Annotated in this window: 19 protein-coding genes; 15 read left to right on the top strand and 4 right to left on the bottom strand. The window is 71.9% G+C overall.

Features of this window, described 5'->3' with window-relative positions; genetic code table 11:
* Window positions 1-62: 62 nt before the first annotated feature.
* A complete protein-coding gene (locus tag QRY02_RS05560) occupies window positions 63-269 on the bottom strand; it encodes a hypothetical protein (RefSeq protein WP_285990413.1) in 207 nt (68 codons plus the stop codon).
* A gap of 277 nt (window positions 270-546) precedes the next feature.
* Here QRY02_RS05560 and QRY02_RS05555 point away from each other — a divergent pair, with 277 nt between their 5' ends.
* The 8 genes from QRY02_RS05555 to QRY02_RS05520 all read left to right on the top strand — a co-directional run bounded on the left by QRY02_RS05555 (window position 547) and on the right by QRY02_RS05520 (window position 7,097).
* Window positions 547-933, top strand: coding sequence for a hypothetical protein (locus QRY02_RS05555; protein WP_285990412.1), 387 nt, complete (start codon window positions 547-549; stop codon window positions 931-933).
* Window positions 934-937: 4 nt separating this feature from the next.
* Window positions 938-1,243, top strand: a complete 306-nt coding sequence (locus QRY02_RS05550) for a hypothetical protein (protein WP_285990411.1) — start codon at window positions 938-940, stop codon at window positions 1,241-1,243.
* A gap of 69 nt (window positions 1,244-1,312) precedes the next feature.
* On the top strand, window positions 1,313-2,215 hold the full coding sequence (locus QRY02_RS05545) for an ABC transporter ATP-binding protein (RefSeq protein ID WP_285990410.1): 903 nt from the start codon (window positions 1,313-1,315) through the stop codon (window positions 2,213-2,215).
* Window positions 2,212-2,976 carry a DUF2705 family protein gene (locus QRY02_RS05540; protein ID WP_285990409.1) on the top strand — a complete coding sequence of 255 codons (765 nt, stop codon included), beginning with the start codon at window positions 2,212-2,214 and terminating at the stop codon, window positions 2,974-2,976. The genes QRY02_RS05545 and QRY02_RS05540 overlap by 4 nt, the downstream gene beginning before the upstream one ends.
* A complete protein-coding gene (locus QRY02_RS05535; protein WP_285990408.1) occupies window positions 2,976-4,106 on the top strand; it encodes a streptophobe family protein in 1,131 nt (376 codons plus the stop codon). Before QRY02_RS05540 ends, QRY02_RS05535 begins: the two co-directional genes overlap by 1 nt.
* The gene (locus tag QRY02_RS05530) at window positions 4,103-4,795 is read left to right on the top strand and encodes a response regulator transcription factor (RefSeq protein WP_285993769.1); all 693 of its coding nucleotides are present in this window, start codon (window positions 4,103-4,105) and stop codon (window positions 4,793-4,795) included. Before QRY02_RS05535 ends, QRY02_RS05530 begins: the two co-directional genes overlap by 4 nt.
* Complete coding sequence (locus QRY02_RS05525; RefSeq protein ID WP_285990407.1) at window positions 4,792-6,246, top strand: sensor histidine kinase; 1,455 nt, start codon at window positions 4,792-4,794, stop codon at window positions 6,244-6,246. Before QRY02_RS05530 ends, QRY02_RS05525 begins: the two co-directional genes overlap by 4 nt.
* 110 nt (window positions 6,247-6,356) lie before the next feature.
* Window positions 6,357-7,097: a ribonuclease activity regulator RraA gene (locus QRY02_RS05520; protein WP_285990406.1), complete on the top strand. Its 741-nt coding sequence runs from the start codon at window positions 6,357-6,359 to the stop codon at window positions 7,095-7,097.
* A 9-nt stretch (window positions 7,098-7,106) separates the two neighbouring features.
* On the opposite strand, the gene QRY02_RS05515 is transcribed toward QRY02_RS05520, so the two are convergent.
* The 3 genes from QRY02_RS05515 to QRY02_RS05505 all read right to left on the bottom strand — a co-directional run bounded on the left by QRY02_RS05515 (window position 7,107) and on the right by QRY02_RS05505 (window position 11,605).
* Window positions 7,107-9,125 (bottom strand): ABC transporter permease, encoded by a 2,019-nt coding sequence (locus QRY02_RS05515; protein ID WP_285990405.1) that lies wholly within the window; start codon window positions 9,123-9,125, stop codon window positions 7,107-7,109.
* Entirely contained in the window at window positions 9,122-10,546 is a 1,425-nt protein-coding gene (locus tag QRY02_RS05510) for an extracellular solute-binding protein (protein WP_285990404.1), read from the bottom strand. Before QRY02_RS05510 ends, QRY02_RS05515 begins: the two co-directional genes overlap by 4 nt.
* A 312-nt stretch (window positions 10,547-10,858) precedes the next feature.
* Entirely contained in the window at window positions 10,859-11,605 is a 747-nt protein-coding gene (locus QRY02_RS05505) for a FadR/GntR family transcriptional regulator (RefSeq protein WP_285990403.1), read from the bottom strand.
* A gap of 73 nt (window positions 11,606-11,678) precedes the next feature.
* On the opposite strand from QRY02_RS05505, the gene QRY02_RS05500 reads away from it, so the two are divergent.
* From QRY02_RS05500 to QRY02_RS05470, 7 genes are all read left to right on the top strand, one after another.
* Complete coding sequence (locus QRY02_RS05500) at window positions 11,679-12,836, top strand: mandelate racemase/muconate lactonizing enzyme family protein (RefSeq protein ID WP_285990402.1); 1,158 nt, start codon at window positions 11,679-11,681, stop codon at window positions 12,834-12,836.
* A 186-nt stretch (window positions 12,837-13,022) separates the two neighbouring features.
* Window positions 13,023-13,784, top strand: a complete 762-nt coding sequence (gene fabG, locus QRY02_RS05495) for a 3-oxoacyl-ACP reductase FabG (protein WP_285990401.1) — start codon at window positions 13,023-13,025, stop codon at window positions 13,782-13,784.
* A gap of 4 nt (window positions 13,785-13,788) precedes the next feature.
* The gene (locus QRY02_RS05490) at window positions 13,789-14,241 is read left to right on the top strand and encodes a MaoC family dehydratase (protein ID WP_285990400.1); all 453 of its coding nucleotides are present in this window, start codon (window positions 13,789-13,791) and stop codon (window positions 14,239-14,241) included.
* Between the two features lie 151 nt (window positions 14,242-14,392).
* Window positions 14,393-15,418: a phosphotransferase family protein gene (locus QRY02_RS05485; protein WP_285990399.1), complete on the top strand. Its 1,026-nt coding sequence runs from the start codon at window positions 14,393-14,395 to the stop codon at window positions 15,416-15,418.
* Window positions 15,419-16,642, top strand: a complete 1,224-nt coding sequence (locus QRY02_RS05480; RefSeq protein WP_285990398.1) for an acyl-CoA dehydrogenase family protein — start codon at window positions 15,419-15,421, stop codon at window positions 16,640-16,642. It begins immediately after the preceding gene.
* Window positions 16,639-17,823 carry an acyl-CoA dehydrogenase family protein gene (locus QRY02_RS05475; RefSeq protein ID WP_285990397.1) on the top strand — a complete coding sequence of 395 codons (1,185 nt, stop codon included), beginning with the start codon at window positions 16,639-16,641 and terminating at the stop codon, window positions 17,821-17,823. The genes QRY02_RS05480 and QRY02_RS05475 overlap by 4 nt, the downstream gene beginning before the upstream one ends.
* Window positions 17,820-18,914: an acyl-CoA dehydrogenase family protein gene (locus tag QRY02_RS05470; protein WP_285990396.1), complete on the top strand. Its 1,095-nt coding sequence runs from the start codon at window positions 17,820-17,822 to the stop codon at window positions 18,912-18,914. The genes QRY02_RS05475 and QRY02_RS05470 overlap by 4 nt, the downstream gene beginning before the upstream one ends.
* Window positions 18,915-19,070 lie beyond the last annotated feature (156 nt).

Here is a 19,070-nt window from a genome sequence, read left to right as displayed (position 1 = left end):
CCCCGCAGAATAGTAAGTTTCAGCAGGTCAGAGGCATGGTGTTACGGCGGCGGGCCGCTAGCTCACCGACGCGACCCGAGCACCACGCGGAAGAGCCGGCCGATCCGGTCGAGGTCGACGTCCGCGGCCAAGTCGGCCTCCGCCGGCGGCTCGTCCACCGGCGAGTCGATCCCGAACAGCAGGCGCGGCAGCGCCGGGTGGACGACGAGGCCGATCAGTTCGTCCGCCACCGCTTCGGCCTCGCCGGGCGCGAGCCCCAGTGCCGCCACCAGGTGCGCCGCCAGGTCACCGGCCGTGGTCCCGAAGAGGGCTGACCCGCACGGATCCCGGCCGGCGAACCCGGCGCGCGCGGTGGCGGCCCGGGGAACGCGACCACACCGCGGCGCCGACGATCCGGAACCGCGCGCGACGCGGGCCTCCACTCCGGCGCCGGCTTCGCGCGGACGCGGGCCCCCGGCGGTCCGGGTCTGCCCACCGGCCGCCCCGAACGGCGACCGGCCGGCGCGGACCCCGAGCGCGGTCGGCCGCCCGGTGACACACGGGCTGGTGACCCACTACTTCGGCACCTACCGGGCGCTGGTGCAGGCGGTGCTGCAACGCGAAAACGAGCGGCAACGCGAACGCGTCCGGGAACGGATGCGGGCCGACAACGGGGTGCCCTACGCGGAGGGCATGACGAAGGTGCTCTACGACACGCTCACGGACGAGCGGTACGTCCGGCTGGGGACGTGGTCCCAGCTCCACGCCGACGACCTCGGCACCTCGTCGGCGAACCTGGCCGAGCTGGTCGACGCCATCGAGCACGGCATCCGCGACGTCCTGCCGGAACCGCAGCGCTCGGACCGCGCCCGGATCGAGGCCGTCGTCCTCCTGGCCATGTCCGGCGCCTACGGCTACGCGCTCGGCCGGCGTTCCTGGCTCACCGGAAGGTGATGCCGTGCTGCTCGTTCCCCAGTTCGCTGAAGCCACCGGCGATGATGGCGCCGGATCGGTGCCGATGCTCATCGGCACCGCCGTGGTGGTGCTGCTCGTCCTGGCCGGGATCCGCGGCCGGGACCTGCGGCCGCGGAAGCTGTTCGTCCTCCCGGGCATCGTGGTGCTGATCGGGCTCGCCGCGGTACTCCCCCCGCCGGCCGGCGGCAGCACCATCGTGTTCGCCCGGGCCGCGGCGCGCGCACGCCGGGACCGGCCCGGCGATCCGGTTGCGATTTCCGGGGTGGTCCCCGGCCGGCACCGCCCCTGACGGCCGGATTCTCAGAGTTCTCCCAGCACCTCCCAGGATCCGGCCAGGCGGGGGCGGCACGCTCGCGGCATGACGATCGAAATCCGGGGCCTGACCAAGCGGTACGGGCCCGACACCGTGGTGGACGACCTGTCGTTCACCGTCCACCCCGGGCAGGTGACCGGGTTCCTCGGGCCCAACGGCGCCGGCAAGTCCACGACCATGAAGATGATCGTGGACCTGGCCGCGCCGACGCGGGGCTCGGTCACCATCGGCGGGCGCCGCTACCGGGATCTCCCCGTGCCGCTCACCGAGGTGGGCGCGCTGCTCGACGCCGGTGCCGTCCACGGTGGCCGCACGGCCCACGACCACCTGCTGGCCCTCGCGGTGAGCAACGGCCTCCCCCGCCGCCGGGTCGGCGAGGTGCTCGGCCGGACCGGGCTGGACGGCGTGGCCGGCAAGCGGGCGGGCGGGTTCTCGCTCGGCATGCGGCAGCGGCTCGGCCTCGCCGCGGCGTTGCTCGGCGACCCGCGGGTGCTGATCTTCGACGAGCCGGTGAACGGCCTCGACCCCGAAGGGATCCGCTGGATCCGGGACTTCATGCGCTCGCTCGCCCGCGAGGGCCGGGCGGTGCTCGTGTCCAGCCACCTGATGAGCGAGATGGCGCAGACCGCCGACCACCTCGTCGTCATCGGCCGCGGACGGCTCGTCGCCGACACCACCGTGAGCGAGCTCGTGCGTGGCGAGGGCACCGTGCTCGTCCGCACGCCCGAGCCGGGCTTCGCGCGGCTGCTGGCCACCGCCGGAGCCGCCGTGCGGGAAGGGACCGAGGCGTCGCTCGTCGTGTCCGGCATGACGAGCGCGGAAATCGGGAAGGTCGCGGCCTACCACGGCGTCGCGCTCGCCGAGCTCACGCCGCAGCGTGTTTCGCTGGAAGACGCCTTCATGGAACTGACCAAGGACCGCACCGACTACCAGGGGGCCGTCGCATGAGCGTGTCCTTCGCCCACTCCGTCCGCGCCGAGTGGATCAAAGTACGCAGCCTGCGTTCCACCTGGTACACCCTCGCGTGCCTGTTCGCGGTCGGGCTCGGCATCACCGCCCTCGCCATGAACGCCGCCGCGCGGCAGTACCCCGGCGACGACCCCTGGGACCCGACCGGCCGCAGCCTGACGTCGTACATCGTCGCGCAGCTGATCGTCGGGGTGCTCGGCATCCTCGTCGTCACCTCCGAGCACGCGACCGGCCTGATCCGGACGTCCCTGACCGCCACGCCCCGGCGGCACCGGCTGCTGGCGGCCAAGGTGGTCGTGGCGGTCGCGGTCGCCGTGGTGGCGGGCCAGGTGCTGATGTTCACCGCCTTCTTCCTCGGCCAGGCCGTCCTCGCCGCCCATGGCGTACCGCACGCGCGGATCGGCGATCCCGGCGTGCTCTCCGCCGTGGCCGGCGGCGGGCTCTACCTCGCGGCGATCGCGCTGCTCGCGGTCGGGCTGGGCACGATCATGCGGGCGACGGCGGGCGCGCTCGCCACCCTGGTCGGGATCGTCTTCCTGGTCCCCGGCTTCGCGGGGCTCTTTCCGGCCTGGCTGCACGGCCTGCTCTTCTACTGGCCGACGCTCGGCGCGGCCGCGGTCTTCAAGACGGTCCCCGATCCCGATTTCCCGCACCCGTGGCTGAACCTGGCCGGGATGTGCGCCGGGGTCGCCGCCGTGCTGGCCGTGGCGTTCGTGGTCTTCCGGCGCCGGGACGTGTGATGCGGGAGGTGGGGCGGGGCCTGCTGGCGGCCGCCGCCGCGTTGCTCGCCATGGCGGGTGTCGCCGTGGCCGGGCTGGCTCTGCTGGGCGCCGGCCGCTTCGGAGGGTTCGGCCCGCTGACGGCGGCGGCCGTCGCGCTGGCGGCGGGCGGCTCGGCCGAGGCCGGCGCGGTCCCGGCCGGTGGGCTCCCGCTCACCGTGCGGGGCGCCCTCGAGGTGATGCCGCTGGGGATTTCGCTGGCGGGCGCGCTGGTGCTGGGGGCGCTGCTGCTGCGGCGCCGCGAAGCCGGGTTGCTCGTCCGCGGTGCCGTGGCGGCGGTGGCCCTGTCGGCGGGACTCGCCGTGATCGCGCTGCTGGCCCGGGGAGCCCTGACGATGTCGGACGGCGTCGCGGCGGGTGGTGCCGGAAGCTGCGGGCGAGCCGCCGGTCCCGCGCGCCTGCCCCTTTCCGGCCGGTTCGACGCCGGCTTCTCCGTTGCGGTCGGGCCGGTGGTGGCGGGTGCCGTGGTGGGGTCGCTGGTGGTCGTCGGAGCCTGCTGGCTCGTCACCCGGTTCCCTTCGGCGGCAACGGCTTTGCGTGCCGCGCGGTGGCCGGTCGCCGGCCTCGCCGTGCTGGGCTTGGCCGCGGCGTGGATCTTCGGCGGCACCGCGGCGGCCGGGGGTGTCCTGCTCGCTCTCCCCCAGTTGGTGTGCGGAGCCGTGCTGCTGGGGCTCGGCGTGCCGTGGACGATCAGCTCCTCGGGCGCGTTGTCGTGCGCGCTGCACGCCGCGCCCGTCTCGCCGGGTGGCCCGCTGCTCGGGCTGTCGGCCGTGGTGCTGCTGGGCTGGGGCGTCGCCTTGGCGGCCGGGCACCGCCGGCCCGGCGGACCGCTGCGCCGGGCCGCGGCCTTCACCGGGTGGTTCGCTCCGGCGACCGGTGCCGTGCTCGCCGTCGTGGCGCTGCTGTCGCGGATTTCCGTCGACGTCACCGTCGGCGCGTTCGGCCTGTCGCTGCCCGTCTTCGCCGCGCGGTCGGCGGCGAATCCGCTGCTCGCGGTGGTGGCCGGGCTCGCGGGCGGCGCGGTGGCCGGCTTCGCGGGCTCCCTGCTCGCCGACGGGCTCTCCGTATCCTCGCGGGTATGGAAGCGATGACGTCCCGGCTGCTGGTGGTGGACGACGAGCCCACCGTCCGCGAGCTGCTCTCCGCCGCGCTGCGCTTCGCCGGCTTCCGGGTGACGTCGGCGGCCACCGCGCGGGAAGCCGTCGCCGCGGCCACCGCGGAGCCGCCCGACCTGGTGCTGCTGGACGTCATGCTGCCGGACATGGACGGCTTCGAAGTGGTCCGGCGGCTGCGCGAGCGGCACCCCGGCCACGGCGCGCCGGTGCCCGTCCTCTTCCTGACTGCGCGGGACCGCCAGTCCGACAAGGTCACCGGCCTGTCCCTCGGCGCCGACGACTACGTGACGAAGCCCTTCGACCTGGCGGAGCTGATCGCGCGGATCCGCGCGATCCTCCGCCGGACCGCGGGCCACCCGGCGGGCGCGCTCACGGTGGGCACGCTCGCGCTCGACGCCGAGGGCCACCAGGTGACGCGCGCGGGGCAGGCGATCCGCTTGTCCGCCACGGAGTTCCGGTTGCTGCGTTACCTGATGGAGAACGCCGGCCGGGTGGTCTCGAAGACACAGATCCTCGACCGGGTGTGGCGCGACGACTTCGGCGGCGACGCCGGCATCGTCGACACCTACATCTCCTACCTCCGGCGCAAGGTCGACACCGCGGAGCCGAAGCTCATCCACACCGTGCACGGCGTGGGTTACGTGCTGCGGGAGCCCCGCCGGTGAAGCGGCTTTCCCTGCGGGCCCGGCTGCTGCTGCTCACCGCGGGCCTGCTGCTCGCCGGCCTGACCCTGATCGGCGCGCTGGTTTCGGATCAGCTGGAGCGTTTCCAGCTCGACCGCCTCGACGGCCAGCTGCGCTCGATGACCGAGCTCATCTCCCGGGCGGCGGGGCCGCCCCCGGCCGCGAACCCGGTCGTGCGGCCCGATCTCGTCGATCCCGCGCTCGGGCTGTTCGGCGCCCCGTACGTCGTGTACCTCGACGCGGGCGGCGCGGTGGCGGGCGGCCTCCACTCCTCCCGGGTGGACGGGGCGGCGCTGCCGCCGATCGACGCGATGCGGACGGTCCCGGCCGACGGGACGGCCGTCGACCTGGACGCCGCCGACGGGTCGCAGCGCTGGCGGGCCATCGCCCGGCCGGCCGTCCGCTGGGGCGGGACGGTCGTTTCGGCCGCGCCGCTCACCGAAGCCGACGCCACGATCGCCCAGCTGCGGACGAGCAGCCTGGTCACCGGCGCCGCACTGCTCGTCCTGCTGACCGCGGCCGGCGGGCTCGCCCTCCGGCGGGGCCTGCGGCCGCTGCGCCGGATCGAGTACACGGCCGCGGCGATCGCCGGCGGTGACCTCACCCGGCGCGTCCCGGACCTCGCGGCGCCCGGCACGGAGATCGGGCACCTCGCGGCGTCGCTCAACGCCATGCTCGGCCAGCTCGAACGGGCCTTCGCCGACCGGGCCGCGTCCGAGGCGCGGATGCGCACGTTCGTCTCGGACGTCAGCCACGAACTGCGCACCCCGCTGTTCGGCATCAAGGGTTCCACCGAGCTCTACCGGATGGGTGCACTGACCGGACCGTCCGATGTGGACGAAACGATGCGCCGCATCGACCGCGAAGCCACCCGGCTCACCGCGCTGACCGAGGATCTGCTGCTGCTCGCCCAGCTCGACGAGGCACCCGAAGAGCAGCTCGACCGGGCTCCGATGGACCTGCGCACCCTCGCCGGCGACGCCCGGCACGACCTGCGGGCCCTCGACCCGGCCCGCGCCGTTTCCCTGACCGGCCCGGGCGGTGCCGGCCCGCCCGGCCCGGCACCGGTCGACGCCGACGAAGCCCGGCTGCGGCAGGTCGTCACCAACCTCGTGGGCAACGCCGCCGCCCACACGCCACCGGGCACGCGCGTGCGGATCGGGGTCGGGACGGCGGACGGCCGCGCGGTGCTCGAGGTGGCCGACGAGGGTCCGGGGATGACGGCCGAGCAGGCGAGCCGCGTCTTCAACCGCTTCTACCGGGCCGATCGCTCCCGGACGCGCACGCCCGGCGCCGACGCCGGGCTGGGCCTCGCCATCGCCCGGTCACTGGCCCGCGCCCACGGCGGCGACGTCGAACTCGAGACCACGCTCGGGGAAGGTGCCTGCTTCCGGCTCGCGTTGCCGTTGCCGGAGAACGGGTTCACGGACTGACGCGCGGTGCGCACCGGACGTCGGACAAGCGTCGAGGGGGTTCGCCGGACTACGCTCGGAACGGAACTCTCCGACCGTTTCCGCCAGCGTGGACCAAGGGAGCTACCGACGTGGTCGAGACGCCCGACATCGTTCGCCCGCCCGCCGAGCTCAGTGCGGCCCTCGCGGCCATCGGCAGCGCGACGGCCAGCGGTGAGCTGAGCCGCCTGGGCATCCGCAGCGCCTTCATCCGCGGCCCCGTTTCGGTGACCCCCGGCGTGCGCGTGGCCGGCCCGGCGCTGACGCTGCAGTTCCTGCCGAAGCGGGAGGACCGCTACCCCGTCGACGAATACGAAGAACCGGAAAAGCAGCTGCACCGGCACGTCATGTACCACGCCCGGCCCGGTGACATGATCGTCGTCGACGCGCGCGGCGACATGAACAGCGGCGTGTTCGGCGAGATGATGCTGACCTACTTCAAGGGCCGTGGCGGCGCCGGCGTGGTGGTCGACGGGTGCCTGCGCGACATCGGCGAGGCCAAGCGGCTCGGCCTCGGGCTGTGGATCCGGGGCGCCACGCCGAACTTCCACGCCCAGACCGACATCGTCCCGGCCGCCGTCAACGTCCCCGTGGCGTGCGGCGGCACGCTCGTCGAGCCGGGCGACATCGTCGTCGCCGACGACGACGGCGCGGTCGTGGTGCCGGTCAAGCTCGCTCCCGCCCTGGTGGCTGTCGCGCGGGAACACGCGGAATGGGAGGAGTTCTCCCGGACGCGGCTGGCCGAGGGCGGCGACCTGCGGCGGTACTACCCGCTGTCGGACGAGGCCCGGCCCGAGTACGAGCGGTGGCGCGCCGAGCGGGGCCGGGACTGACGGTCGCGCTCATCCCTTCACCGCCCCCGCGGTGAGGCCTTCGGTCAGGAAGCGCTGCCCGAACCCGTACATGAGCACGACCGGGATGCTGACCAGCAGCGACGCCGCGGCCAGCTGTCCCTGCGGCACGACGTCACCGAAGATCATCGACTGCATGCCGACGGGCAGCGTCTTGTAGTTGTCCTTGGTGATGAACACGAAGGCGAACAGGAACTCGTTCCACGCGTTGGTGAGCGTGAACAGCGCGACCGCGAGCAGGCCCGGCTTGGCCAGCGGCAGCACGATCCGGAGGAACGCCCCGAACCGCGTGCAGCCGTCGACCAGCGCGGCCTCCTCGAGGTCGGCCGGGATCGACTTGAAGTAGCCGACGAGCAGCCAGGTCGCGAACGGCAGGGTGAACGTGGGGTAGGCGAGCACGAGCGACCACAGCGAGTCGTTGAGCCCGATCCCGCTCATCAGCTGGTACAGCGGGATGAACAGCAGCGCGCCCGGCATCACGTAGGTGAGCAGGATCGTCACCGTGAAGCTTTCCGATCCCCGGAACTTCAGCCGCGCCAGCGCGTAGCCGGCCAGCGCCGCGCAGACCAGGGCGATCACGGTGGACGCCACCGAAACCAGGATCGTGTTGACGTACCAGGTACCGAACGCCCGGCCGGTGAACAGGTTGGTGAACTGCTCGGTGCTCCACGGCGTCGGCCAGAGGTCGTCGGTGCGCGCGACGATCTGGTCGTCGGACTTGAAGGCCGTGATCGTCATCCAGTAGAGCGGGGCGAGCACGAAGCCCAGCAGCCCCACGAGCGCGACCCCCGTGCCGGTGCCGCCGACCAGGCGTGCGGCCAGCTTGCTGCCCCGCGTCGCCAGCACCGAGACGAGCCGGCCGACAGCGGCCGCGAGCACCACGAACACGCCCAGCACGAGCGCGGCCTTCCAGACGATGTGCGGCGACGCCCAGACCAGCACGAGCACCGCGGCCGCGACGATCACCCACGGCAACGCCGTGCGCTGCGCGGGACTCAGCCGCCGTCGCCCCAGGTCCGCGGCGCCCGGCTGGTCGCTGCGCCGCATCATCCGCACGAGGATCACCACGAGGACGGCGATGATCGGCAGCATCACCAGCGTGACCGCGGCGCCCGCGCCCAGCTGCAGCTGCTGGATGGCCTTCGAGTAGGCCACCATCACGTACGGGGCGGTGGCGTCCCCGGGTCCGCCCTGCGTCATCAGCCAGATCAGGTCGAAGTTGTTGAACGTCCAGATCGACGACAGCAGCACCGTCACGATCATGACCGGGCGCAGCCCCGGCAGCGTGATGTGCACGAAGCGCTGCCACGGCGAGGCGCCGTCCACCATCGCCGCCTCGTGGAGTCCGATGTCGATGGCCTTGAGCCCGGCCAGGAACGTCACCGTGAAGAACGGGATGCCCTTCCAGACGTTGACCAGGATGACCGCGGGCATCGCGAGCGCGGGATCGGACAGCCACTCCGCGGGCCACTTGTCGACGAGCCCGATCGCGGCGAGACCGGGCCCGATCCCGGACTCGGTGAGCAGGACGTTGACGCTGCCGAAGATCGGGTCGAGCAACGACCGCCAGGTGAAGGCCGTGACGACCGTCGGGATCACCCACGGCAGCAGGATCACCCCGGCGACGACCGCCCGGCCGCGGCGCATGTGGTGCAGCATCAACGCCGCGATGAGCCCGAAGACCACCTTGAAGATCTCGGCGTACGCGGTGAAGACGAACGAATTGAGCACACCCTTGTGGAACAGGGCGTCGCCGGCGAGGGCGGTGTAGTTGTCCAGCCCGACGAAGACCGTCTCCGCCCCGTGGCGCTCGGTGGCGCTGGTGAAGATCGAGCCGATGATCGGGACCAGGATCAGGCCGGCGACCAGCACCAGCGTCGGCCCGATGAACACCGCGGCGAGGCGCCAGTCGCGGCCGAGCCGCCGCTGCGCCGGCGTGAGCGAGGACGACCCGCCCGGCGCCGGGCGGGCCGGCGCCGGGGGTGTCCTCTTGGGACGCAGGACCGTCACTGCCGGTAGCCCTGCTGCTCGAAGATCTGCACGATCCGGGCGTGGGTCGCGGCGACGGCGTCGGCCGGCCGGGTGCCCTGGATGACCGACTGCATCATGTCGGTCAGCAGGTAGGCGGCGGTGGCGGCCTGCTCGCCGGGGCTCGGGGTCTGGGGGAACGCGTAGCCGGTCTTGGTGGTCACCGGGAGCTGCGCGCGGGTCTGCTCCCGCAGGGCGGCGAAGGCCGGGTCACCGCTCGTGTAGTACGGGTCGGAGTCCCACACCTTGCTCCACGACGGGTTGACCAGGCACGGTGCTTCCTTCGCGACCCCCAGCAGCGCGCTCCCGCCGACCATGAACTTCGCCACCAGCTTGGCGAGGTCGGGGTTCTTCGCCCCCTTGAACACGACGAACGAGTTGGACTCGCCGTACGCCAGCGGCCGGTCGAGCGCCGGCCCGGTGGCGCCGTTGAACGGGTGCGTGTTGGCGTAGACCGGGTTCTTCTTGGTCTTCGAGTCGGCGTAGACGCTGTACTGGTTGAGCGTGAGCCCCAGGATCTGCGCCAGCCAGTTCTCGTTGTTGCTCGAGTCGGTCCAGCTGCCGATCCCGGGCGGCAGCATCGGCTGGTACTTCGGGTTCGTGTAGATGTCGCCGATGAACGTGACGGCGGCGACGGTCTCCGGCGAGTTGAACACCACCTTCGTGCCGGTGTTGTCGGCGATCGCCCCGCCGTAGGTGTTGATGACGTTCGCGATGAAGCCGTTGGCGTCGCCGGAGCGGTTCACCGTGAGCCCCCAGCCGAAGCGCCGCTTCGCCGGGTCGGAAACCGCCAACGCGTTGTCGCGCAGCTCTTCCCACGTGTAGTGGGGTTTGAGCGGGAGACCCTTTTCCTGGTACCAGTCCTTGCGCAGGTACATCGCGGAGGCGATGAAGTGGTACGGGATCGCGAACCAGCGGCCGTCGAACACGCAGTAGTCGTTGGCCTCCGTCGCGGGTTCACCGTAGAGCTCGCGCATCTCCGTGACCACGTCGGTGACGTCGGTGAGGGCGCCGAGGTTGTGGAGCTGGCCGACGAACCGCCGGTCGCTCATGAAGGCCAGATCGCGGTTGGTGCCCGCCTTCACCTCGGCGTCCATCTTCGCGACCATGTCGCCGGCGTCGCCGGAGACCAGGTCGTTGCGGATCGTGGTGCCGGTGGCCGAGGCGAACACCTGCAGCGACTTGTCCAGCGCCTTGTTGGCGGCCTCGGAGTACAGCTTCTGCGAGAGCATCCCCACCGACCCGCCGCGCAGCCTGGAAGCTTGATCGAGCAGCGCCTTGGGGACCTGGACGTCGACCTGCGGTGCGGGGGCGGGACTGCTGCCGCATCCGGTGAGACCGAGCACCCCCAGCGCGCCCAGCCCGAGGAACGAGCGTCTCGACCAGTCCGTTTTCTCTTCCATGACCACTCCTTTCGCGTCCGATCGAACGGACGCGTGCCGACGGGGCGACGGTGCAACCGGCGGGACAGCGAGGCGAATGCCGCACTGCGGGTCGTTCAGGCGGCGAAGGACGCCGAACTGCTGATGCGTTGTCCTGGCAAGGGTTCGGGTATGCCCGCGGAGTGGGCCGCGTGAGGATGGCCGAGGGCGCCTCCGGCCGGGACGGGGTCCGGCGGCGGGCCGATCAGCCCCGGCCGGATCGGCGGGATCGCAGGTGCTGCCATGCCTCGTCCGTCCTCGTCATCGGTTCCGGAACTCGGTCGTGCAGTGGGACTAGCGCCGCCGTGCGGCCCGCTTGCTTCGCTGCTCCTTCTCCGCGAGGAGCGTGGAGTAGTTGTTGCTCAAGTGCTTGCGCATCGCCGCGCGGGCGGCCGCCGGATCGCGCGCCACCAGCGCCTCGTAGATCTCCGTGTGCTGGGCGGTGGCGCGGCGCAGCCCGGCCGGTGCCTCGTTGGTGAGGCGCCGGCTGGCCGTGCCGAGCCAGCGGGCGGAGTACATGATCCGGTCGAGGATGCGGTTGTCGGCCGCCCGGCAGATCTCCATGTGGAATTCGTGGTCGACCTCGAGGTAGGCCTCGGGGTCCGTCTCGAGCGTCGCCATGCGGCCGATCTCGTCCCCGAGCCGGGCCAGCGTCTCGTCGGTGATGCTGGCCGCGGCCATGGCGGCCAGCTCGGGCTCGAGCAGGACCCGCATCTGGTGCAGTTCCTGCAGCAGCTCGTCGACGCTTTCCGTGGGCAGCCACTCGATCAGCAACGGGCTCAGGTAATCCCACTCCGCGCGGGGGCGCACCACGACGCGGCGGCCCTGCGCCACGTCGACGATGTCGAGCGAGGCGAGGATCTTGAGCGTCTCCCGCGCCACCACGCGGGAAACCCCGAACTCACTCGAGATCTCGAGTTCCGACGGGGCCCGGCCGTCCTCGATTTCGCCGCTGACGATGCGCCGGGTCAGGTGGGCCGCCACCTGCACCGGAAGAGTCCGGACCTTGACAGCGTCCGGAGACTCTTGTCTCCTTGGCATGTCAGCAGCTTATAGGACAAGTTGGACCTCGCGACAGTCCCGTTCTTCGGCACTACCCTGCGGCAGGAGAGCAATGCGGATCGTGAACGTCACGACGGCGGTGGTGGCCTACCACGGTGAGGCCACGCTGGTCCGGATCGACACCGACGAAGGCCTCAGCGGGTTCGGCGAGGCCAACCCCGATGCCGGCGCGGGCGCCGTCGTCGGGATGATCAACTCTCTGACCCCCCTGTTGATCGGCGAGGACCCGCGCAACGTCGAGCGCTGCTGGGAAAAACTGCGCCGCAGCAAGGTTTTCGCGGGTCCCCAGGGCGGGGTGTTCGTGATCGCCCTGTCCGGGATCGAGCTCGCGCTGTGGGACCTGGCGGGCAAGGCCGCCGGGCAGCCGGTCCACCGGCTGCTCGGCGGGAAGTTCCGCGACCGCATCCGCCTCTACGCCGACTGCGGCGACGGCGACGACCCGGCGGGCTCGATCGCCGGGTGCGTCGACCGGGCCCAGCGGATGGTCGCCGAAGGCTTCACCGCCCTCAAGTTCGACATCGACGACCTGCACCACCCGGCCAAGTTCGACGTCTTCAACCACACGGTCAACGCCGCCGAGCTGCGCTCGATGGTCGAGCGCGTGGCGGCCGTCCGCGAAGCGATCGGCCCGGACGTCGACCTGGCCATCGACCTGCACGCCCGCTACGACGTGCCGAGCGCGTGCCGGATCTCGTGGGAGCTCGAGCCCTTCGGCTTGATGTGGCTCGAGGAGCCGCTGCCGGCGGAGAACATCGACGCGCTGGTGCGGGTGCGCGCCCAGACCCGCACCCCGATCTGCGCCGGAGAAAACCTTTACCTGCGATGGGGATTCCGCGAGCTCCTCGAACGCGGCGCGGTGGACGTCATCGAGCCGGACGTGCCCAAGTGCGGCGGCCTCGCCGAGGCCAAGAAGATCGCCAACCTCGCGGAGCTGCACTACATCCCCTTCGCACCCCACCTGGTGTCCACGCCGCTGGGCACGATGGCCACGTCGCACCAGTGCGCGGCGATCCCCAACTTCTTCGTCCAGGAATGGCACGCCTTGGAGGAGCGCGCGGTGTGGGACAGCTACGTCCACGCCCCCGACGGAAGCGGCTCGATCGTCAAGGACGGCTACATCACGCTTCCGGACACGCCCGGCATAGGCGTGGAACTCGACATGGACGGCGTCCGGGCCCACGCCGTCGCGGGCTACGGGGTGTTCGAGTAGCGGAGCCGATCACCCCACTCGAACCGGTTCCCCCACCCGGAGCAGGCGGCTTCGCGCCGCCGGCACGGTTAAGATCCTGCGCGTGCCTACGTCACATCGGGATCTCCTCCCGCGTATCGCCAAGTGACCAACCGCTTAGTAGGCTCGCGGGCACGAGCCCGTTTCTCAACGACGAGGAGGTCCCCCGTGACCGATTCCCCTTCCCGTGTCGCCGTGGTCACCGGTGCCGGCCGCGGCATCGGCGCCGCCGTGGCGGCCCGGCTGGCCGATGACGGGTTCGCCGTCGGGCTGCTGGACCTGGACGAGGCCGGTGTCAAGCAGGGCGCCGAGGCCATCGTCGCCCGGGGCGGCAAGGCCGTCGGGGTGGCCCTCGACGTCAGTGACGCCGCGCAGGTCGAGGCCGCCGTCGGCCGCGTCGCCGACGAGCTCGGGCCGCCGGTCGTGCTGGTCAACAACGCCGGCATCACCCGGGACAACCTGATCTTCAAGATGACCGAGCAGGAGTGGGACTCCGTGCTCGACGTGCACCTCAAGGGCTCCTTCCTGATGACCCGCGCGGTGCAGAAGCACATGACCGAGCAGAAGTACGGCCGGATCGTCAACCTGTCGAGCACCTCGGCGCTGGGCAACCGCGGGCAGGTCAACTACTCCGCCGCGAAGGCCGGCATGCAGGGCTTCGCCAAGACCCTCGCCATCGAGCTGGGCAAGTTCAACGTCACCGCCAACGCGATCGCGCCCGGCTTCATCGCCACCGACATGACCGCGGCGACCGCCGAGCGGCTCGGCATGAGCTTCGAGGACTTCAAGGCCGCGGCCGCGTCGCAGATCCCGGTGCAGCGCGTCGGCACGCCCGAGGACATCGCCAACCTGGCGTCCTACCTGGTCAGCGAGGGTGCCGGGTTCGTCTCGGGTCAGGTCATCTACGTCGCCGGCGGACCGAAGGACTGAGCACATGCGCGTATTCGGCAACCTCGACGAGTTCGCCGCCGCAGCCGGCGAGCACCTCGGGTACAGCGAGTGGCTGACGATCACCCAGGAGCGCGTGAACCAGTTCGCCGACGCCACCGACGACCACCAGTGGATCCACGTCGACGAGCCGATGGCGGCCGCGGGCCCGTTCGGCGGCACCATCGCCCACGGCTTCCTGACGCTGTCGCTGCTGTCGGCGTTCGGCCCGAAGATCTACCGGGTCGACGGCATCAGGATGGGCATCAACTACGGCCTCAACAAGGTCCGCTTCCCGCAGCCGGTGAAGGTCGGCTCGAAGGTGCGGGCCGGGGCGGAGCTGGTGGAGATCACCGACATCCCGGGCGGCAAGCAGGCGGTCTCCAAGTGGACCGTCGAAATCGACGGCGAAGCGAAGCCCGCTTGCGTCGCCGAATGGGTGACGCGTTTCCTCGCGTGAGGCCCCGCCGGAAGCGGCACTTTCCCCGGAAGGTGCTGTTCCCCGTGGCCGCTGTACGTCATACCGACTAGTCGGTATGCTCACGTGGATGGCAGTGTTGCCCGGGGCTTCGCCCACCCGGACCCCCGAAAGCAGAGTGTGAGGAGGCACGATGAGCCGCACCGACCCGCCGGGTCTCGATCTGGGCCGGCTGCGCGCCCACCTGGACGCGCAGCGGCCCGGCCTGGCCGCCGGGGAGCTGACCGCGGACGTCGTGGAGGGCGGCCGGTCGAACCTCACCTACGTGGTGGGCGACGGCCGGTCGCGCTGGGTGGTGCGCCGCCCGCCGCTCGGGCACGTGCTGCCCACCGCGCACGACATGAGCCGCGAGTTCCGGGTGATCTCCGGCCTGCGCGACACCGCCGTGCCGGTGCCCGAAGCACTGCTGCTCTGCGAGGACCCCGACGTCATCGGGGCGCCCTTCTACGTGATGAGCTTCGTCGAAGGCACGCCCTACCGGACCGCGGACGAGCTGACCGAGCTCGGCGGACAACGCACCCGGGCGATGGCCGACGCGCTGGTCGGCACGCTCGTCGACCTGCACGCGGTGGACCCGGCCGCCGTCGGGCTGGGTGACTTCGGCCGGCCCGAGGGCTTCCTGGAACGACAGCTGCGGCGGTGGAAGAAGCAGCTGGACGCCTCCCGCAGCCGCGACCTCCCGGGCATCGACGCACTGCACGACCGGCTCGCGACGGCGGTGCCGGTGTCCGGCGAGCCGTCGATCGTCCACGGCGACTACCGCCTCGACAACGTCCTCGTCGACAAGAACGACAAGATCTCGGCGGTGCTCGACTGGGAGATGTCCACGCTGGGCGACCCGCTGACCGACCTCGCGCTGCTGGTGGCCTACGCCGAGCGCGACAAGGTGTCGCTGCCGTTCGTGTCCAACGCCAGCTCGGCGCCGGGCTACCCGGGCACCGACGAGGTCGTCGCCCGCTACGCCGAGCTGTCCGGCCGGGACGTCTCGCAGCTGGACTGGTACGTCAGCTTCGCGTTCTTCAAGCTGGCCGTGATCCTGGAAGGCATCTACTACCGCTTCAGCAAGGGCCAGACGGTCGGGGCGGGCTTCGAAGGCGTCGGCGCCGGGGTCGCGCCGCTCATCGCGCACGGCAACGAGATTCTCAAAGAGGAGAAGTAAATGGACTTCGCGTTCGACGAGAAGACCGAGGAGCTGCGCGGGAAGCTCCTCGAGTTCATGGACTCGCACATCTACCCCGCCGAGCCGGTGTTCGAACAGCAGCTCGCCGAGCGCGACGACCCGTGGGCCATCCCGCCGGTGGTCGAGGAACTCAAGGCCGAGGCCCGCAAGCGCGGCCTGTGGAACTTCTTCCTCCCCGGCGAGCACGGCGCGGGCCTGACGAACCTGCAGTACGCACCGCTGGCGGAGATCACCGGCCGCAGCATCCGGCTCGCGCCGACCGCGGTGAACTGCGCGGCCCCGGACACCGGGAACATGGAAGTGCTCTCGATGTTCGGGACCGAGCAGCAGCAGAAGCAGTGGCTGGAACCGTTGCTGAACGGCGAAATCCGCTCCGCGTTCGCGATGACCGAGCCGGACGTCGCCTCCTCCGACGCCCGCAACATCGAGACCGCGATCCGGCGCGACGGCGACGAGTACGTCGTCAACGGCCGCAAGTGGTACATCTCCGGCGCGATGAACCCCGCGTGCAAGATCTTCATCGTGATGGGCAAGACCGATCCCGAAGCCGCGCCGCACAAGCAGCAGAGCATGATCCTGGTCCCCCGCGACGCACCGGGCGTCACGGTCAAGCGCGGCATGCACGTCTTCGGCTACGACGACAGCGATCACGGCGGGCACGCCGAGGTGCTCTTCGAGGACGTCCGCGTGCCGGTCGAGAACCTCATCGCCGGCGAGGGCGACGGGTTCGCCATCGCCCAGGCCCGGCTCGGCCCGGGCCGCATCCACCACTGCATGCGCGCCATCGGCATGGCCGAGCGCGCGCTGGAGCTCATGTGCCGCCGTGCGATCTCTCGCGAGGCGTTCGGCAAGCCGATCGCCCAGCAGGGTGTGGTGCAGGACTGGATCGCCGAATCGCGGGTCAAGATCGAGCAGCAGCGCCTGCTCGTGCTCAAGACCGCGTGGCTGATGGACACCGTCGGCAACCAGGGCGCGCACACCGAGATCCAGGCCATCAAGATCTCCACCCCGAGCACCGTCGAGTGGATCCTCGACAAGGCCGTGCAGGTGCACGGCGCGGGCGGGGTCAGCCAGGACTTCCCGCTGGCGGCCATGTGGGCCGGGAACCGCACGCTGCGCCTGGCCGACGGGCCGGACGAGGTCCACAAGCGCTCGCTGGCCCGGCGCGAACTGAAGAAGTACCTCTCGGAGGGCGCGAAGTGACTGTCACCGCCGAAGACCTGACCCGCCAGGCGACGGAGTTCCTGGCCGCGCACGACCCGAAGTCGGCCGACCCGCTGGAGTTCCTGCAGGCCCGGTTCGACGCCGGGCTCGCCTGGATCCACTTCCCCGCCGGGCTCGGCGGGCAGAACGCGCCGCGCGCACTGCAGTCCGTTGTGGACGCGGTGTTCACCGAGGCGGGCGCGCCGGACAACAACCCGCGCCGGATCGGCATCGGCCTCGGCATGGCCGCGCCCACCATCCTCGCCTTCGGCACGCCGGAGCAGCGCGAGCGCTTCCTGCGTCCACTGTGGACCGGCGAGGAGGTGTGGTGCCAGCTGTTCAGCGAGCCGGGCGCCGGCTCCGACCTCGCCGCGCTCGGCACCCGCGCCGTCCGCGACGGTGACGACTGGATCGTCACCGGCCAGAAGGTGTGGACCTCCGGCGCGCACGAGTCGCAGTGGGCGATCCTGGTCACCCGCACCGACCCGGACGTGCCGAAGCACCAGGGCATGACGTACTTCCTGTGCGACATGACCGCCCCCGGCGTCGAGGTGCGGCCGCTGCGCCAGATCACCGGCGAGGCCGAGTTCAACGAGGTGTTCCTGACCGACGTCCGCATTCCGGACACCCAGCGCCTCGGCGCGGTCGGCGAGGGCTGGAAGGTCGCGCAGACCACGCTGATGAACGAGCGCGTCGCGATCGGCGGGCACGTCCAGCCGCGCGAAGGCGGCCTGATCGGGATCGTCGCGAAGACCTGGCGCGAGCGGCCCGAGCTGCGCACGCCGGAGCTGCGCGACCGGCTGGTCCGGCACTGGGTCGAGGCGGAAACCCTGCGGCTGGCGGGTACCCGGCTGCGCCAGCAGCTGACCGCGGGCGCGCCCGGGCCGGAGGGTTCGGCCATGAAGGTCGCCTTCTCCGAGCTGAACCAGGCGCTGACCGGCCTGGAGGTCGAGCTGCTCGGCGAGGAGGGCCTGGCCTACGACGACTGGACGTTCCGGCGGCCGGCGATCGTCGACTTCACCGGCCGCGAAGCCGGCTACCGCTACCTGCGCGCGAAGGGGAACTCCATCGAGGGCGGCACCTCGGAGGTCCTGCGCAACATCATCGCCGAGCGCGTGCTGGGGCTGCCCTCGGAGCCGCGCGTCGACAAGGACGTCGCCTGGAAGGACCTCCCCCGATGACCGACCTGCTCTATTCCGACGTCGAGGAAGACCTGCGGGCTTCGGTCCGCGACCTGCTCAAGGCCAAGGCCGGCGCCGAAGCGCTGCTGGCGCGCGTGGAGACGGCCGAGCCGTACGACCTGAAGCTGTGGCGCACGCTGGCCGACGAGGTCGGTGTGGCCGGGCTGGCGGTGCCGGAGGAGCTGGGCGGGCACGGCGCGTCGGCCCGCGAAGTCGCCGTCGTGGCCGAGGAGCTGGGCCGCAGTGTCGCGCCCGTGCCGTTCCTCGGCAGCGTCGTGCTGGCGACGACGGCGCTGCTGCACACGGCCGACCGCGACTTCGTCGGCCGGCTCGCGGCGGGCCAGGCGATCGGCGCGCTGGCGGTGCCGCTGTCGACGGCGCCGGGCGCGGGCTTCCCGTCGTCGGTGACGGCGTCCGCGGACGGCACGTTGACCGGGCGCGTGGGCACGGTCGCCGACGCGTCGGTGGCCGACCTGCTGGTCGTCCCGGCCGCGGGCCCGGACGGCCCCGCGCTGTACGTGGTCGAGGCCTCGGTGGCGACGGTGTCGGAGCTGGTGTCGTTCGACCTGACGCGGCGCGTGGCCGACGTGACACTGGAAAACGCCCCGGCCACGCTGGTCGCCTCGGGGCCGGAAGCCGCCGCGGCGCTGGAGCAGGCGCTGCTGTTCGGCGCGGGCATCCTCGCGTCGGAGCAGACGGGCGTCGCCGAGTGGGCGCTCACCGAGACGGTGACCTACCTCAAGGGCCGGTACCAGTTCGGCCGCCCGGTGGGCGGGTTCCAGTCGCTCAAGCACCGGCTGGCGAACCTGTACACGGATCTGGTGCTCGCCCGCGCGGCGGCCCGCAACGCGGCGGACGCGCTGGCCACGGGCACCGACGTGCCGATCGCGGTGGCCGTGGCGCAGGCCCGCAACGCCCCGATCGCCGTCCGGGCGACGGAGGAGGCGATCCAGCTGCACGGCGGCATCGGGATGACGTGGGAGCACCCGGCGCACCTGTACCTCAAGCGCGCCAAGGCGGACGAGCTCGCCCTCGGCACCCCGGGCCGGCACCGGGCCCGGCTGGCGGACCTGGTCGACCTGCCCGCGTGAATCCGTCCATGCCCCCCACCACCACCCTCAATGGAGGCGCTTCGCGCGACTGTGTCTTCCTGGAAACGGCTCGTTCCCCGAGTGGGGAATGGGCCGTTTCCGCGTTTCGCAACACATTCGGCCGTGCCGGGCGGCGCGCCGGCTGCCGTACGCTGG

The sequence above is a fragment of the Amycolatopsis sp. DG1A-15b genome (assembly GCF_030285645.1).
GTDB lineage: Bacteria > Actinomycetota > Actinomycetes > Mycobacteriales > Pseudonocardiaceae > Amycolatopsis.
This window is presented reverse-complemented; position numbering and strand designations above follow the sequence as displayed.